Genomic DNA, 17,555 nt, shown 5'->3' on the forward strand with positions numbered 1-17,555 from the left:
AGCGCCGATGGTAGTGTGGGGCTTCCCCATGTGAGAGTAGGACACTGCCAGGTCCCATTAAGAAAAACCCGCCTAACGGCGGGTTTTTTGCTTTATATAGAAGCTATAGCATCCATGTATGTAAGCTAACAGAATTTAGTGAAGTTGATAGAGCATCAGCTTTACGCAGTAAACGCTACTGCAAACCAGTTTTTCCTGGCAGCCATAGCGATACGGTACCACCTGAAACCATTTCGAACTCAGAAGTGAAACGTATTAGCGCCAATGGTAGTGTGGGGTTTCCCCATGTGAGAGTAGGACACTGCCAGGTCCCATTAAGAAAAACCCGCCTAACGGCGGGTTTTTTGCGTTTAGACGAAAGAAAATAGTGGGGTCAGAGTCACTACACTGACCCCATTTCTTTAGAAATGGTAGGCGTATGATAAGTTAAGGAAGTCTAGTCCTGGGTTGTCGTTGTTAAAGCCACCGTTTGAAAAGTGCATGTAACGCAGAGCAACATGTTGCTTCTTATCGATTTCTACAAACACACCTAATCTGTCTTCAAATTGGTAGTTAGACCCAATATCTTTACCAGCCACTTTTTGATCGCCAATGTAGCTTGCGCCAATACCTGCTTCTATATATACAGGATACTTGTCATATAGTGTGGTTACCTGTTTCATAAAAACAGGAGTCAGTGATGCGCCATAACTTGTACTGTGCGTATCGTTCTCGCCATATTCCCAAACAACCGCGCTCACTTCCCAGTAAAGCTTTATGTCGCCAAACCAATCTGTCGCTAATGTTTGTTCAAGAGGTCTATATGCGAAGCGCATACCGTCGATATCATCAAATCCGTGCATATAGTCGACACTGACAGTTTGCCTTGCCTGCGCGCTATTAGCGGTAAAAATGATTAAAAAAGAAAATAAAAGTAGTGATAAGTGTTTCATGATTGCTCCTTGATCTGATGATCAACAAGCAAAAAATTATCCAATCAAAAAAAAGCCGCTATTTCAGTCGGATAGGGCTCTAGAATTAGTGGGGCTTTAGTTTTAGAAACTCTACTTTACTGACATTATTGAAGTTTTTACAAGGGTTTCCATAGCGCGTTTTTATTAATTCCAAACCTCTTCAATTTCCAATCCTTGTTCGTTAAGAAGCTGCTGAGACAATTGCTCAAACGGGGTTATTCCGTATTTCGCTTTTATACTATCAATTAATTCGGGGTTTGAGGATATGAAATCATTCAGTTCACTAATAATGTCTTTATGATAAAGGGTAGACAAAGAAAAAGGGATTTCGTTATGTGGGAGCGTTAAATCTAAAGTAAACGCGCCTTTCTCATACGCTAGCGGTGCAGAGCTTTGACTGACAAAGTATTCCAAATCTAACCCGTCGACGCGCTCTTGGTATAGAAGGGCTAAGCCCTGCTGTATATTCGTAACCCAAGTAATTTTTGTACGTTTACTGTCTATTCTTTGTTGCCAGTTTACTGGTGTGAAACCTAGTGGCATGGCTAGATGCTTTATCTCATCAATACCTTGTCCAACATTTTCTTGTTTAACGATAGTTCCTGTTATTGCATTGGTTAAGGGCAGTGAAAAATGCTTATCGCTTGATGTGGTGATGCTGTTATACCAGCCTCTGTTATCAGGGTATACAAAATCAACATTACCTTTAACTAGCTCGAGTTGAAGCCGTCTTATAGGCAAACTCAAATAAATAAATTCGTGCCCAGAAGCTTCAGAAAACGCTTCTAGAATTGACCACGCCACACCTTTATCTACTGGCGAAGAAAAATCATAGTGAGGGAAGTATGCTAAATTTTGTGCGCCAACTATATATTTATCTGCGTAGCTGCTAAGACTGATTAAGCAGATAATACAAAGCGCTATCCATCGCATCATTTTATACTCCAAAAATGACAACTGTTCACTACAGGTATAGCGGAATTATTTGTATGTTACTTCACAAAGAAGAAAGTTATTAATCAAACAATAACGGTATAGCACACCATAATCTATTACTTTGCCGCTGTAAAAAATTCAGTGAAAATCTCTAGAGTTTAATGTCAGCTTTTCAAGCCAAGGTGTACGGTCGATAAGCTTACCCGCTATAATGTGAATAACCCCCTCTTTAGAGCGTTCAATAATGCCGTTAACTTGAAGAAGCTTAGCTTTCAAGAAAGTTTGTTGCTGAGCTCGCGCCGTAGCTTGCCATACCACAACATTCATATTGCCTATATCATCTTCTAAAGTTAGAAAGGTAACGCCTGCGGCAGTACCTGGGGCCTGTCGACCAGTTACTGCCCCAAGTACTTTAATTACAGACTTATTTTTTTTGTCTTTAAGTGAATTTGACCAGCTTATGTCTTTAAGCTCATGTTGTTGCCTAAGCAATGAAATAGGATGGTTATTTACAGACAAGCCTGTCGAGGCATAATCTTCAAGTAAGTTTTCTGCTTCAGAAGGTTTAGCGCCAAGGGGGGCGGCACTTTTATCTGCATAAAAATCATCGGTATCAAATAGCGGTAAACGCGTTTGTGTATCCATAATTCGCCAGCGAGTTTCGTACCGGTTCCCTGAAATAGTACGAAGCGCATCGGCGCTGGCAAGTGCCTCTAGCTCATTACTTTTAAGCGAAAGCTGCTGTAACTGTTCAACGTTGTTGTAGCCTTTTGCTGTACGGTTTTCCACAATAATCTGGGACGACGCTTCACTTAAACCTTTAATAAGCTTAAGACCAAGTTGTATGTACTTTTCTTGGCCTTTTACAATTAAAGTGTGCTCTGTGTTTGACTGGTTCACGCAGGGCGCCTCCACCCGTATATGATGGCGCTTAGCGTCTTGAACTAACTGAGAAGGAGAATAAAACCCCATGGGCCAGCTATTTAATAGCGCCACGTAAAACTCTACGGGGAAGTAAAATTTCAACCAGCAAGACACATAAGCCAATACCGCAAAAGACGCTGAGTGAGACTCGGGAAAACCGTACCCTGCAAAGCCTTTGATTTGTTCAAATAAGTTATGAGCGAACGTACTTTCATAACCTTTATCCGTCATACCCTTAATGAGCTTATCTCTGAACTCAAAAATTCTGCCGTCTTTTTTCCAGCTAGCCATAGCGCGTCGCAACTGATCGGCTTCTCCGCCACTGAAGCCAGCGGCAACCATAGCAAGCTGAATCACTTGTTCTTGAAAGATAGGCACACCCATAGTGCGAGAGAGCACCTTTTTCACATCTTTAGATGGGTAGCTAATGGTTTCGTTTCCGTGGCGACGTATCAAATAAGGGTGGACCATATCGCCCTGAATCGGGCCTGGCCGTACAATGGCTATTTGTACGACCAAATCGTAATAGCGGCGGGGCTTTAACCTTGGCAGCATAGACATCTGAGCCCGTGATTCTATTTGAAAAACGCCTACGGTATCGGCACGACAGATCATATCGAATACCTGTTTGTCATCTCCGAGCTTAGTGATAAATGGAATACTGGTTTCAACAGAGTATTGTTTATTGATAAGAGAGAATGCACGACGAATAGCGCTTAGCATCCCTAGCGCCAGCACATCTACTTTTAGCAAGCCCAAGGTTTCAATGTCATCCTTATCCCATTGAATGATGGTACGGTCTTCCATTGCGGCGTTCTCAACGGGTACAAGGTCGTAAAGCGGTCCTGCGCTAATAACAAAACCGCCTACATGCTGCGACAGATGTCGGGGCGTGCCTAGTAAAGCTTCGGTAAGGGTAATTAACTGCTGTACTCTAGGCTCCTCAGGGTTTAACCCAAGCCCCGCTAGCTGAGATTTCCACGGAATAACGCTGTCTCGACGATTGATTTGTTTAACTACAAAATCAAGTTGTGACTCGCTAAAGCCAAGCGCTTTACCCACATCTTTAAACGCTGATTTAAAGCGGTAGCAAATAACGGTAGCCGCGATAGCGGTCCTTTCTCTGCCGTATTTTTGATAAATGTATTGAATGATCTCTTCACGGCGCTGATGCTCGAAATCCACATCAATATCGGGCGGCTCGTTACGTTCTTTAGATATGAAACGCTCGAATAGTACGCTTATTTGCCTTGGATCTACCGCGGTTATTTCCAAGCAATAGCACACCACAGAGTTAGCTGCAGAGCCTCGCCCTTGATACAAAATGCGCTGTCGCTTGGCAAACTGAACAATATCGTAAATGGTTAAAAAGAAATACTCGTATTCTTGTTCGGCAATAAGTGTCAGTTCTTTTTCTATAATTTGGCGGATTTCAGAGGTTATACCTTCTGGAAAGCGCACTTTAATACCGGCTTCTACGCGCTCCCGTAAATACGATGTAGGCGTATACCCTTCTGGCACCAGTTCCGAAGGATAGTGATAGCGCAACTCTTCTAAAGAAAACGTGAATACCTGGGCTAGGGCATTGGTATTGGCTATCCACTTCTCAGGGTAGAGCTTCTTTATTTTTTGTATGGTGCGCAGACTACGTTCTGCGTTACTCAATGCTTCCCGACCTATTTTATCTACACTGGTATGCTGTTGTGTGGCATGCAGAACATGTTGAAGCGGCAGCCTGTCAGCGTGATGCATAAGTACACCGGTACAGGCGATAACAGGAAAGGGGTAGGCAGACTGTAAATGGTTGTAGTGCGCAAACCTCTGATGATCCTGCCCGTCTAATAGACGCTGAGCACCGATATAGGCATCAATGCTAGGGTGTTTTTGCAGCCACTCAGCCCAATGTTTGTCGTGGGCTTCTTTTCCGCTAGGTAGCCAAATGAATTTGCAGTGACGAATGGTACGTAAGTCCCACTCGGCCAGTTGATATTCTCCTTTTTCAGAGCGACGTCTCGCGTTAGTTATAATTCGGCACAGTTCACTGTAGGCTGGTTTGTTCGGGCACAGCAGTACAAAAGATAAAGTGTCATCGAATACAAAGTAACTGCCAACAATAAGCTTAATAGGCAGACCCTGATGCTTAATTTCATCGAAAGCCCGTACAACCCCCGCTACTGAGCACTCATCTGTAATAGCAAGCGCGTCATAGCCAAGAAAAGAAGCCGTGGTCACAAGCTCTGCAGGAGAGGAGGCTCCGCAAAGAAAGCTATAGTTACTTTGGCAAAAGAGTTCGCTGTATTTCATGGTTTCGCCTTTCCCTCTTCTTTAACCGCATGTGGCTAACAAAAAAGGCCCTGTACCCACCAGCGGCTCTCTTCATCTTTAAATACTAAAAGCCTTACACATTGCTCAGTCTGGGCGATGAAATAATCTCGCTTTGTTGGGCTGTCATGCCACCACTCGCGGTGTAATCGCACAGGGCCAAAGCAAATCTGGGTCGTCTGAATAAGCGGCTTAGGTGTATCAAAGGTAAAGGTGGGCGTAATGTCACTGCTATAAGCATAATTACCGGTGCCGTCACCGGCGCTCGACTCTGTCACCGTCATATATTCAAACTGATGGCTGTCGGCAGCGCGAGGTTGAAACGTACTGTTATCGCCTAGCTTGGCGTTTAAGCGGCCAATCAATTGCTTCTGTGCGATATCGTTAAATCTGTCGCTAAAAAAATCGCCATTCTGCGTATCCATTTCTTCAAACTGCTGACAGGTAAGCGCAATCGCTGTGGCAGGCTCAGGTAACTCCAAGCTTTCAGTTTTAAGGCTAAACAGTGGTAGCCAACTATGCACCGAAGACTGAGGCATTGCAGAGCGAATATTAATATCCAATACAGGAGCTTCTCTGAAATGAATATGCACGCTTATGCTTGATGTATATAAGTTCCTGGCCCGTAAATAGTGAGACAAATGCTCAAACTGCTGTGTGACAAAAGGTGTTAGGTGCTGCGTGTTTTCAATATCAAAAGGCAATAAAGTAAAGTTATCAAAATGCTCTAAAGGCCTAAATAGCGTAACGCGGGGAAAAGTTTCTCCTCTGAGCGCAGTAAGATACATAATGGTGTTATTGTCGAAGCGCCGCCCCAACTCTTGTACCGGCATGGCCAACAGTTGCTGTACACGGGTAACACCTACCCTTGCCAAGGCCTCAATGACTTTAGATGACAAAGCAGTAATAGAAAGCGGGCATGTACTTAGCGCTTTTTTTATATCATCTGTCGCATGCATATAGGTGTTATGTTTATGAAGGGCTAATACCTTTGCGGCCTCAATCGTCCATGCACTAGCAAAATGATAGCGAATATTTGCCTCTGCGAGTGCTTGAGTTAGGGTTTTCCACAGCGGCTTATGCCCGCCATAGTAATGGATTAGGTTATCTAGCCTTACTGCCAGACCATTTACGCCATTCGAATGAATGTGGCTGTCTAGTACGATGTCAGAAGCAAGAGGATACAGCCTATGGGCTAGCTGCGTCAGCATATGCTTTTCGGCTTCTTCACTGAAAGGCAGAATATGCACGTAGGGGCACAGCGCCGCGGCTTGGGCAAGTCCATGACCAATTTCAATGCCTTCTTTTTTCGCAATATCATTACACTGCGTAATTTTGTTGGTTTTACTGCAATACACAGCAATAGGTGTATTTGACGGTAATGAAGAAGAACTTCCGTTAGATTCGTCTCTAGACCCTTGCCTGGGCGCACGCTTAGTTTTAGCCGCTTTTATGTGGCTGTCTAAAGTAAGTTGATAGCAGTAAATATAAGCCCACAACATTATTAGCTCACAGAGTGTAGCGCCTTGTCGGAAAGCGTGTTGTGTGCCATGGCCCATTTAATGGCCTGATTGTCAGGGGTCCACTGATGAGAAATAACAATGTTATCTTTGGGCCACCCATGACGCTGCTTGCGTATGCTCACTGCCAAAGCATGGGGGTTACCTTTTAATGCAATATCTAAAGTAATGGGTAATGCACTGTCGCTTTGATTCGAAAGGGTGGCTTGTGAATCGCTCCCAATGTCGGCTTTTTGGGAGCCTAACTGTAAGGCCTGCTGTTGCGGTGGAGTATACAGCAAGCACAGCGCATCGTTATGCGTTGCTGCTACCTGTAGGCGCCGTGCTTCTTTTGGGTTTACAGCATTACTCCACAGCACCACGCAATGGCAAGCCGTACTTTTTAAGCACTGTTCTGCTGCCCATAATGATTCTTGTTCTGCACTTGTTTTTACTACCAGCACTTGCTGCGCTTTAAGCCCCAGATTTTCTAACCACGGCGACTGTAGTAGCCCAGGAGGGTTAATAAATACCACCAGTTTATGCGTGCGATGCTGGCAAATAACCTGTTTAAAGAGCGAAAGCTCTCCCACGCCGGTTAGTGAGGCAATACGTACAAGCCCCGTAGAGGCAACGCCACCGTTAAGCGCTTTATCCAGACGCGGAAAACCCAGCGAAAGCTTTGCTTCACTTTGCTTCTTATCTCTGGCCCGCCAAATATGCGGATGGTTGTTAAGCACGGATAACGATTTGTTCATGGCACTCAAAATAAACTGTATTTTTATACAGTATTATAGTGCAGCAATAACCCTTTTCAAGACAAAAGGTTTTTGACTTGTTGTTTTAAGCGCTAACTTACTGATTAGTTTGGAAAGGTAAAAAGATTAAACTTTTAAAAGAGTAGTGATATAGACGAGGGCCGCCAATCCTAACAACACAGTAAAGCGGGCGACCCTAACGCGTAATTAGCACTTTATCGACGCTAACATGGGGATAAGAGTAAGAGGCTACTCTTGTGATGAAGGTTCTTTTTGTGATTTTGCTGCAGTACCGCTTACGGTTGCTGTAACGGTTTGGCAAAAAGCAATAAAACCATCAGCGGTATTTTTTGACCACACCATACGCACGTTGCTAGGAAGTGCTTTCACCACCTCACGAATTTCCTCAAGCGTCACTTCTTCATTCTGCAATGCTTTATTTAAAGACTCTTCAAGAGACATGCCTTTTTCACAACAAGCCATAATAATGGTTGAAAAGTTGCGCATAAGCGGGTGCAGCGCATTATATTGAGTTTGGTCGATAAGGCGGCTTTTATAGGCACTTTCAATACGCGCGGTAAGGTTTTTTTCCAACGCATCTGTAACAAGAACAAGATTGCGATAAGCATACGTAACCTTGTTACTAGTCTGCTTATTCGAGTGGCGCAACAGCGCCAGCTCTTTCTGTAAGTTCTGCGCTCGCAGCACAAAGTAAATTAAAAACAGGATAAGTAATCCAATAACACCAAATGCAACGATCATGTTTATTGTGCCTTTTGTTCTTCTATAAACGTGTTGATATTTTGTTCCAATATGAAAAGTGGAACTGAGCCATTTTCTAACACCGCGCGGTGGAATTTGCGCACGTCAAAACGCTCACCTAAAGCAGTCTCTGCTTTTTCGCGAAGGCTTTTTATTTTGATTTCACCAATTTTGTATGACAGCGCTTGCGCTGGCCAAGAGATATAGCGGTCTATTTCCGTATTAACGTTGTGTTCTGAAAGCGCGGTGTTTTCCATCATATAGTCCACCGCTTGTTGACGGCTCCAGCCCATCGTGTGCATACCGGTATCCACAACCAAACGACACGCACGCCACATTTCGTAGCTTAAACGACCAAAGTTGTCGTATGGCGTTTCGTAAATACCTGCTTCAATACCTAAAAACTCAGAGTACAGTCCCCAGCCTTCACCAAACGCTGAAATATAGGTGTTACGGCGTACCATAGGTAAGTCTTCAAGCTCTGCTGCCAGCGATATTTGAAGGTGATGGCCTGGCACCGCTTCGTGTAATGTCAAAGCAGGCAGTGCATACAAAGGGCGCTTATCAAGGGCATAAGTATTTACCCAGTAATATCCTGGCTGATCATCGCGGCTAGGGTGGATGTAACGACCCGTTGTATACTTAGGCGCGATAGCGTCTGGTACAGGCGCTACACCGTAGGGCGTTCTTGGCAAATACTCAAAGAGCGAAGGAAGCTTTGCGTCCATTTTCTTTGCAATAAACGACGCCTCTTTTAGCAAATCTTCAGCGCTGGTGGCATAGAATTGCGGGTCTTCGCGTAAAAACCTAATGAAGTCGTTAATGTCGCCATCAAAGCCAAGCTCATCTACAATTTGCTGCATTTGCGCGCGAATGCGTTTTACTTCAGACAAACCCAAATCATGGATTTCCTGAGGGGTCATATCCGTGGTGGTGTAATGCTTGGCTCTATTAGCGTAATACGCCACACCGTCAGGCCAATTGTTTGCGGCAATATCTTCACGGGCATTAGGAATGTATTCCTCTACCATAAAGTCGTAAAACATTTGATACGCAGGCAGCACACTGTTGTTTATTGCTGCTTTGCCTTTCTTTGCAAGCGCTGCCTTTTGCTCGGCAGTAAAGTACTCAGGAAAACGAGCAAACGGAGAATAAAAACCACTGTCCACTGCATTTTCAACAATGTAAGACGCCACCGAATCTTCAAACCCTTTCAGCACGACTTTAGGCTGCGTGTAGCCTTCTTTTAGCGCCTGCTTCATGTAAGTAATTTGCTGGTTAAAATAAGGCTTAAGTGCGTTTAAGCGGCTAATGTATGCTTGATAGTCTTCTACGCGCTTAAAGGTTGATAAATTGGGAAGCGAGGCCATGGCACCATGAAAGCCATATTCTGAATTGATGGGCACTAAGTGCGCGCGATAGGTATACTCATCCACATAGTTGGCTAAACGGTATTGCTGCATTAGCAAAGCAATAAAAGCGTCAGTAGAGATATTGTCTTTTTTGTACTGATTTAAGGCTTTTTGAAACGCACGCCATTGTTCATTTTGTGCTTTAAGTGCTTCGGGCGAAATATCAGGTAGCACATGGGCCAAGGAACTATCGCCTTGGCGAGAGGCTAAAAGCGGGGAAACCGAAAGCTCATACTGCCAAATGTCATCAAGTAGTTGGTATAAGCTTTCATCATCAAGGCTTTTTGCAGGTGAACTAACGCTGCAAATAAATAGTAATGCTGCTAACAGATAGCGATACATAAGGGTCTCCGGTAACCTTCACCGGTTTGACGCCGGTGGCTACTCTTTCGTTGGTGTATATATTGGGCTAGGGAAAGCAGTTACTTTATCAGATTTATTTTCTAATTTAGTAATTTTGGCGGTTCCTTTTTTATTTACGGCGTCAATGCGTAAAACGTTGTGCATAGGAATATAAGTTTTTGTTACTTCTGAAAATTCAGCTTTTAACCTTTCATGACTAGGGTCAACAACAACGCTCGTATGGGTATCCCACACAAAGTCACCTATCTCGATGAAGCCAAACAAAGCGCCCTGAGTAAGGGCTCTAACGTAAAGTTCGTAACGTTCTCCATTGCTGATGAATTGAACGCGGTAAAGAATATCGTCTTTCGACATGGATGCTGCTCTTCACTAAAAAATATAAATACTCCCGGAATCTGCTCCGGCGTTTGACTAACAATTTTACCTTGCTCCTAAAATGCGAGCAACGGTAGGAAACACATGGTAAACGTAAGCAGTTTAATGGTATTTCGCCTATTAACTGCGTTACCATGACGCACACTTAGTTATACGGTGAAATTACAATGATAAAAAAACTACTAATAGGTAGTGCAATGACAGCAATGACCTTTGCTGCTACTGCTCACAACCACGCATCGACAGACAATGCTTTTAACCCTGATACACAGCGAATTAAATCACACCTGTTTTTCTTAGCAGATGACTTACTTGAAGGTCGTGATACTGGCTCTCGCGGTCATGAAATTGCGGCGCTTTATATTGCTACCGAATTTGCCAAATATGGTTTGAAGCCGGCAGGTACAGACGGTTACGTACAAAACGTATCGTTTCGTAAAGCTAATCTGGTTCAAGAGTCTCCTAAGTTTACCTTCACCCAAAACGGCGAGACCATTGATTTTGATTATCCAAAAGAGTACTTAGCTAGCCCGAGTTTGCTCAGCACTGAGGGCAATGTAAAAGGCGAAATGGTATTTGTCGGCTACGGTATTGTAGCTGACGAGCTATCTCACAACGATTACAAAGACCTAGATGTAGAAGGTAAGATTGTTGTGGCCCTTGCTGGTAAGCCAAGCGACTTTCCATCAGAAGAGGGCGCTCACTTTGCATCTGGCTATCAAAAGCAAAAGTATGCGGTAGACAATGGTGCTATTGGCATGATCACTATTACTACGCCCAAAAATGAAAAAGTGCGCCCTTATCAAAGCCGCTTGAACTATATTCATACACCGCGTATGGCCTGGTTAGACGACAGTGGTCAGCCTGCAAATAGCTTTTCTCAGCTTAAAGGCGGAGCTTACATGAGTGAAGGGGCTGCGCGTAAGTTATTTGAAGGCGCAGAAAAGAGCCTTGATGACGTTTATGCACAGCTTGAAGCAGATAAAGTACCGCAAGGTTTTGCGCTAAACGGTGTGGTAGATATCAGCAAGAAGAGCGTGCACGACACCATTACAAGCCCAAATGTTGTAGGTATATTAGAAGGCTCAGATCCTGAGCTTAAAAACGAGTACGTGGTTTTCTCTGCTCACTCTGATCACATTGGTTTTGCCAAAACAGTGAAGAAAGACAACATTAACAATGGTGCTATGGACAATGCGTCGGGCACATCAGTGATGTTAGAAACTGCACGCCTGTTTAGCGAAATGAAAGAAAAGCCAAAGCGCTCAATTCTGTTCGTGTCGGTAACCGGTGAAGAGAAAGGCCTGTTAGGTGCAGACTATTTTGCCCGTAACCCGACCGTACCTGTTACATCAATGGTGGCAAACGTAAACCTAGATATGCCAATTCTGACCTACGAGTTTGCTGATGTTATAGCCTTTGGTGCTAACCATAGTGATTTGCAAGAATCAGTGGAAAAAGCTGCAGCTAATGCCGATATCGAGCTAAGCCCAGACCCATGGCCCGAGCAGGCGCTGTTTACTCGCTCAGATCACTATGCGTTTGTAAAACAAGGTGTACCTTCAGTATTTATGGTGCCTGGTCTTAAATCAAAAGATCCTAACGTAGATGGCAGCAAGGTATTTGGTAAGTTCTTATCTACGCACTATCACAAGCCTAGCGATGATATTAGTCAGCCATTTAACTGGAATGCTGCAGAGACGTTCACTAAGGTCAACGCACAAATCGGTTGGACGTTAGCAAACCAAAAGAATAAGCCTAAGTGGAACGATGGCGACTTCTTTGGTAACACGTTTAGTAAGTAAACGGCTATGCATGAGCTAGCAGGTCACTGCTAGCTCATAACGCTGTTATAGCTTTCTTTTAAGGACGGTAGAGCTAACGTTGGGTGTATAGTCAAAATAAACCATATCACAGGTTACGCTAGGATATTTTCCCTTCCAATCAGAACCCACTGAAATCGCATCAATATTGTATTCATCTACCACTCTTTGTTTATTTTTATCCACCTGAGGGATAACTTCATCCACATATCGGTTGGACTCGAGGATGGAAATTCGTTCCTCAAACGGGATAAGCGGTGGGCGTCCTTTAGACTTCTCGATGAGATCGTCGGTAGAGACACCTACAATCAAATAATCACAAAGCGCTTTTGTCTTCTTCAGTATATTTAGATGACCTTGGTGGAAAATGTCAAAGCAGCCTGACGTATACATTCTTTGATATTTTTTACCTGTCTCGGATGCGTTCGTAGATGAAAGTAATGCAAAGTCAGCGCGTAACGTTGCTCTTAATTCAGCAAAATAATCATCATCTAATTCAAGCTTTTCGCTTAAGACAGGTGGCTTAGGCCAGTGCTTGTCTTCAAAAGATTCTTCGCAAAAAATCACGGGATGTTCATAACGAGGAATAACGTGGAAATGGACAGCAGGATCCACCATCATTAACATTAAATAGTTTATTTTGCAGAAGTTAAAGCGTTTTTTGAGCACTTTTTCTATATCCGCAACAACGATCTTTTGTTCTCTAGCCGCCTCTTCTGAAATATCAGAATAGTTAAAGACATTTTCTTTACATATAAGAACTAATGAACCAAGGGTTACCTGTCCAGGTCTGAGTAAAACATGCCAATAATCGTATGTTTTTATAAGATTATCAGGATAACCGAATTTAGATAGGGTAGTGTTAAGCATAAATTTTATTCTATAAATGATACTGTTACACACTGTAATACAAATTAAGTATTACGCCCAGTCGCTTATTTTTTTGATACTAACAATAAATAATTATAAGAAATTTTATGAAGATAGCTTTTGACACTGTCAATGTGTATTACTTACCTCAATTTATTCCTATATGTGAAGAACTTGCTAAGCGCGGTCATAAAGTTAAACTCGTTTGCTATAGCAATAAAAACAACGTTCAGAAATTCGAACAAGTTTTATTGTCGCTAGGCTATGAGTTTTGCTGGGTAGATGATGATAAAGCCGCCAGAGACTTTTATTTGAAAGAGTCCCCTGACTGGATTTTCTTTGGCAATGGCTTTCCTTACTTAGATGATATTCACAAAGCCAGTAAAACCGCACAACTTGGTCATGGTATTGGGCCTAAACCTAGCTACTATCACAAATCCGCTACGCCTATGACGGTTAGGTTTATAGAGGGTAAATTACGCTTAGCTAAGATTAGAGAGCTATATCCGAATGACGAGTTTGTTCAGGTTGGCTTTTCCAAGCTCGACCCCTTATTTAACAATACAGAAACAGGTTTAAAGTACGCTGAACTAGGTTTGGATGAGAATAAGCCGACCCTATTGTTTGCCCCCACTTTTAACCCAAGTTCACTTGAATGTTTTCCTGATAATTGGCCAAGCCACTTTCCTGATTTCAATATTCTTATCAAGCCGCACACTTTCACCTACTCCCGTGAAGCTTACAAAAATCAGCGGAAAAAATTGAAAAAGTGGGGAGAGTTTAGTAACACCTATGTAGCAACCGAAACAGACATATCTTTACTTCCTTTTATGAAAGAAGCAGATATTTTAGTCAGTGAAGCATCGAGCACACTCTTTGAGTTTGTCGCGTTAACTAAACCTGTAATCGTATGTAACTTCTTTAAGTTGAAGTGGTCATATCGGGGTATTTTCAAATACCGCTTTAAGAAGCGCTTTGGTAAAGATAACGTGATTTATCAGAATATAGGGCTTCATATAAACAGCTATAAAGAACTACGAGGCGCGATAGAAAAGCAATTAGAAAATAGAGATTTATATAAAGAAGAGCGTGAGGCATATACCGAAGATCACGTAGGTCCTACTGATGGTAAAAGCTCGCTACGCATAGTTGATTATATTGAGAAAAACTAACTGCGGATAGTAGTGTTGAAATGAGCCAGAACAAAGCATCAGTAATATGCAAAAAACTGATGCTTAGTTTAAACCTAGCGCCTTACACAAACATTTGTTTAAACGCGGCCCATTGTTCATTGAATTGCTCGGTAGGCTTACGGGTAAAGCCGCTGCGAATAAAGCCGTTGATACGTCCATCGGTATAGCAAATCATCATATTGGCGATGATCGCTTCATCGGCGGAAAGGGTTTTCCCTTCACGCAGCTTGCGCTCTCTTAGCACTTGTTTAAGCTGGGTTTCTAAACGTTCAAAAAGCTTGGCGATACGCGCACGTAGTCGGTCTTGTTCACCCATTAACGCATCGCCGTTTAAAATACGGGTAATGCCTGGGTTCTTCTCTGCAAAGCCTAAAATAAGGTGAAGAATTAGCTGACAGCGCGTGAGCGAGTCTTTTTCTTCATTAACAATTTTGTTGATACGCGTAAAAAGCGTTTCTTCAATAAATTCAATAAGCCCTTCAAACATTCGCGCTTTACTGGGAAAATGACGATACAGTGCCGCTTCAGACACCCCGACTTTTTCCGCTAACTTAGCAGTAGTGATACGTTGACCTGGGCTGGTTTCTAACATTCCAGCAAGTGCTTGCAGAATTTGGGCTCTGCGATTTGTTTTTTTGACAGCAGGCATGACGAAAGTGGTTCCTCCGCTACCGAGTTATAGCAACCCGGGCTCCATGTTAAGTTGGCTTACGCCAAAGCGTTTATATTTATCGTTTTTATTATCGACACTTAATAAGTATCTGTTAGTTTTTATTGTTGAAAGCAAAACGTTCTGCAATAAGCGCTAGCAGCTGCTCGGCTAACGCATTTTTGCTGGTGGCAGGCAATTGCTTATCACCGTCTTGCCATATTACATGCAGCGCGTTTTTATCGCTATTAAACCCCAGACCTTCAGCCGTTATATCATTTGCCGCAATCATATCTAGCTTCTTTTTAGTAAGCTTACCGCGGGCATAATCTTCCACATTTTGGCTTTCAGCTGCGAAGCCCACGCAAAATGGGCGGTCTTGTCTGTTAGATACAGTTGCTAGAATATCAGGGTTTTTAACAAAAGTAAGTGTTAACTCATCTCCTGTTTTCTTTATTTTATTGTCCGCCACTGAGCATGCCTTATAGTCGGCAACCGCTGCAGTGCTAATAAAAATATCTGTTGAAGGCACAAGTTCTTCGCAGGCCTTAAGCATTTCATCTGCGGTGGTGACATCGATACGGTTACAAAGGGTAGGCGTAGAAAGCGTTACTGGCCCTGCAACTAGCGTTACGTTCGCGCCCGCTTCAGCCGCAGCTTGCGCAATAGCAAACCCCATCTTTCCAGAGCTGTGATTAGAGATATAGCGTACCGGGTCTAACGGCTCTCTGGTTGGCCCTGCGGTAATCGTGATTTGTTTTCCCGCTAGGTTTGTTAATGCTAATGCCAACTCTGAAGACTTATCTTCATTGTCATTTAATGCATTGGCGATATCTACAGGTTCAACCATGCGGCCTGAGCCTACATCACCACAAGCTTGCTCACCACTTGCTGGGCCAATAAAGGTTACACCGTCTTCTTGAAGTGTAGCAATATTGCGCTGTGTCGCCGACGCTTTCCACATTTGCTGGTTCATTGCTGGGGCAACAAAAAGCGTAGCGGTTGTGGCCAAATAGAGCGTGGTTAGTAAATCGTCTGCCATGCCGTGAGCAAGTTTAGCGATAGTGTTTGCTGTGGCTGGCGCGATAAGTAGGATGTCGGCCCATTTTGCTAATTCGATATGTCCCATCGCGGCTTCAGCCGCAGGGTCTAAAAGATGCTGATGCACCGGGTTTCCTGACACAGCTTGAAGCGATAAAGTGCTCACGAACTCTGCAGCAGAGTCGGTAACAACAACACGTACGTTTGCACCTAATGCGGTGAGCTTTCGCACTAAATCTGGGGCTTTGTAAGCGGCAATACCGCCCGTCACGCCCAGCAAAATGTTTTTATTAGCAATAGACATAAAAGAACACTAAATCTAAATATTAATATTAGCCTACCATGGTGACAAAAAATCGGATAGCTGAACAAAAGTCGATCTTGGCGTTTAGATACTGTTTGTCTTTTATCTGCTCAACTTCAAAACAAGAAACCCGCCTTTTATACAGTCGTTAATCTCTTCCAATTCAACTATAACCACTGTTTTATTGAGTTAACGGACCAAGTACATGTCGATAAAAGTATGGCCGATAAGTGAAAGGCCAAGAGAAAAGCTACTACAGCAAGGTGCAGAAAGCTTAAGTGACGCTGAGCTTATCGCAGTGTTGCTGGGTAAAGGTGTTAAAGGAAAGAGCGCCTTATCTGTAGCGCACGAATTGCTAAATGAATTAGGGGGTTTGCGAGGTGTGGTAACTGCGACAAAAGAAAGCTATGCAAAGGTGTCTGGCATCGGGCCGTGTAAGTATGCCCAGTTCCAAGCAGGGTTTGAAATTTTTAAGCGTAATTTAGAAATAAAACTTAAACGCCAAGATGTATTTAACAACGTAGATGACACTAAGCGTTACTTGCAGGCCAAATTAAGAGACTGCGAAAGGGAAAAGTTTGCGCTTTTGATGCTTGATAGCCAACATCAACTTATCGCTTTTCGTACCATGTTTAACGGAACGATCAATAGCGCTGCAGTGTATCCGAGAGAATTGATCAAGCAGGTTATGATCGACAATGCGGCGGCGATCATTTTGGTCCATAATCACCCTTCAGGCGTAGCAGAACCTAGCCATGCAGACATTCGGTTAACAGCCGAGATCAAAAATGCCATGGCATCGATCGACGTGCCTGTGCTTGATCATTTTGTGGTTGGAGATAAAGAAACTATTTCATTTGCGCAGCGTGGCTTGCTAACATAAGATTTCTAAGTCATTTGTCGATTATAATCTAGTCAAATGGTTGAAAATGATTTAGCATAGGACTTAGTGGGTAATTTTATTAAAGGACTGTTATGAAGAAGTCAATTATTGCATTGTTTGCAGCTGCTACTATGGTAGCTGGTGTTAACGCACAAGATAACGAAGGTGGAACTTCAGGTATTGGTGGCGTAAGTGGTGGCATGATCGCTACTGGTGTTGTTGCTGCTGGTATCATTGCTGGTGTTGCAAACAACAACTCTGCAGACGCGCCAGGAAATGGTGGCACTACTCCAACTGATCCTACTTGTGAAGGTGACGATCCACTAGTAGACGGCGTATGTGTTGGTACAACTAACACCGTTACTGTTACTACTTCTGGTACAAGCACTGTAACTAAGACAATTACTGTGCCTGTTACATTTACTTACGCGCCGACCGTACAGTAAATTTAAGAGTATTCGAAAAAGCCGCTTCTTTTAGCGGCTTTT

The 17,555-nt window shown here is 43.3% G+C and carries 15 protein-coding genes and 1 rRNA gene; 5 read left to right on the forward strand and 11 right to left on the reverse strand.

All coding sequences use genetic code 11. From position 1 onward, the window contains the following. Positions 1-194 precede the first annotated feature (194 nt). Positions 195-310, forward strand: a 5S ribosomal RNA gene (rrf, locus tag ACXAGK_RS17195). A gap of 91 nt (positions 311-401) precedes the next feature. Here the strand turns inward: rrf and ACXAGK_RS17200 are convergent. The 8 genes from ACXAGK_RS17200 to ACXAGK_RS17235 form a co-directional block, all read right to left on the reverse strand. Then, positions 402-932: an acyloxyacyl hydrolase gene (locus ACXAGK_RS17200; RefSeq protein WP_474857176.1), complete on the reverse strand. Its 531-nt coding sequence runs from the start codon at positions 930-932 to the stop codon at positions 402-404. Positions 933-1,097: 165 nt separating this feature from the next. Beyond that, the gene (locus ACXAGK_RS17205) at positions 1,098-1,889 is read right to left on the reverse strand and encodes a hypothetical protein (RefSeq protein ID WP_474857177.1); all 792 of its coding nucleotides are present in this window, start codon (positions 1,887-1,889) and stop codon (positions 1,098-1,100) included. 138 nt (positions 1,890-2,027) lie between these two features. Continuing rightward, positions 2,028-5,117: an error-prone DNA polymerase gene (locus tag ACXAGK_RS17210; protein WP_474857178.1), complete on the reverse strand. Its 3,090-nt coding sequence runs from the start codon at positions 5,115-5,117 to the stop codon at positions 2,028-2,030. 35 nt (positions 5,118-5,152) lie between these two features. After that, a complete protein-coding gene (locus ACXAGK_RS17215) occupies positions 5,153-6,694 on the reverse strand; it encodes a Y-family DNA polymerase (RefSeq protein WP_474857179.1) in 1,542 nt (513 codons plus the stop codon). Further along, complete coding sequence (locus tag ACXAGK_RS17220; protein WP_474857180.1) at positions 6,640-7,392, reverse strand: recombinase RecA; 753 nt, start codon at positions 7,390-7,392, stop codon at positions 6,640-6,642. The genes ACXAGK_RS17215 and ACXAGK_RS17220 overlap by 55 nt, the downstream gene beginning before the upstream one ends. A 249-nt stretch (positions 7,393-7,641) precedes the next feature. Then, positions 7,642-8,154 (reverse strand): hypothetical protein, encoded by a 513-nt coding sequence (locus tag ACXAGK_RS17225; protein WP_474857181.1) that lies wholly within the window; start codon positions 8,152-8,154, stop codon positions 7,642-7,644. A gap of 2 nt (positions 8,155-8,156) precedes the next feature. Then, positions 8,157-9,908, reverse strand: a complete 1,752-nt coding sequence (locus ACXAGK_RS17230) for a DUF885 domain-containing protein (RefSeq protein WP_474857182.1) — start codon at positions 9,906-9,908, stop codon at positions 8,157-8,159. 39 nt (positions 9,909-9,947) lie between these two features. Beyond that, positions 9,948-10,283, reverse strand: coding sequence for a DUF1820 family protein (locus ACXAGK_RS17235; RefSeq protein WP_136783251.1), 336 nt, complete (start codon positions 10,281-10,283; stop codon positions 9,948-9,950). Between the two features lie 188 nt (positions 10,284-10,471). Between ACXAGK_RS17235 and ACXAGK_RS17240 the strand changes: the two genes are divergently transcribed. After that, positions 10,472-12,109 (forward strand): M28 family metallopeptidase, encoded by a 1,638-nt coding sequence (locus tag ACXAGK_RS17240; protein ID WP_474857183.1) that lies wholly within the window; start codon positions 10,472-10,474, stop codon positions 12,107-12,109. Positions 12,110-12,154: 45 nt separating this feature from the next. Here ACXAGK_RS17240 and ACXAGK_RS17245 read toward each other — a convergent pair whose 3' ends face one another. Beyond that, a complete protein-coding gene (locus ACXAGK_RS17245) occupies positions 12,155-12,997 on the reverse strand; it encodes an adenylyltransferase/cytidyltransferase family protein (protein WP_474857184.1) in 843 nt (280 codons plus the stop codon). Between the two features lie 107 nt (positions 12,998-13,104). Between ACXAGK_RS17245 and ACXAGK_RS17250 the strand changes: the two genes are divergently transcribed. Then, a complete protein-coding gene (locus ACXAGK_RS17250) occupies positions 13,105-14,169 on the forward strand; it encodes a CDP-glycerol glycerophosphotransferase family protein (protein WP_474857185.1) in 1,065 nt (354 codons plus the stop codon). 82 nt (positions 14,170-14,251) lie between these two features. Here ACXAGK_RS17250 and slmA read toward each other — a convergent pair whose 3' ends face one another. Together slmA and coaBC are read right to left on the reverse strand one after the other, a co-directional pair. Continuing rightward, positions 14,252-14,839, reverse strand: coding sequence for a nucleoid occlusion factor SlmA (gene slmA, locus ACXAGK_RS17255; RefSeq protein WP_012516568.1), 588 nt, complete (start codon positions 14,837-14,839; stop codon positions 14,252-14,254). A 115-nt stretch (positions 14,840-14,954) separates the two neighbouring features. Beyond that, positions 14,955-16,184, reverse strand: coding sequence for a bifunctional phosphopantothenoylcysteine decarboxylase/phosphopantothenate--cysteine ligase CoaBC (coaBC, locus tag ACXAGK_RS17260; protein WP_474857186.1), 1,230 nt, complete (start codon positions 16,182-16,184; stop codon positions 14,955-14,957). Positions 16,185-16,389: 205 nt separating this feature from the next. On the opposite strand from coaBC, the gene radC reads away from it, so the two are divergent. Then, on the forward strand, positions 16,390-17,067 hold the full coding sequence (radC, locus tag ACXAGK_RS17265; RefSeq protein WP_474857187.1) for a RadC family protein: 678 nt from the start codon (positions 16,390-16,392) through the stop codon (positions 17,065-17,067). Positions 17,068-17,159: 92 nt separating this feature from the next. Next, on the forward strand, positions 17,160-17,513 hold the full coding sequence (locus tag ACXAGK_RS17270; RefSeq protein ID WP_474857188.1) for a hypothetical protein: 354 nt from the start codon (positions 17,160-17,162) through the stop codon (positions 17,511-17,513). Positions 17,514-17,555 lie beyond the last annotated feature (42 nt).

The sequence above is a fragment of the Alteromonas sp. ABM1_013 genome, from assembly GCF_056160505.1.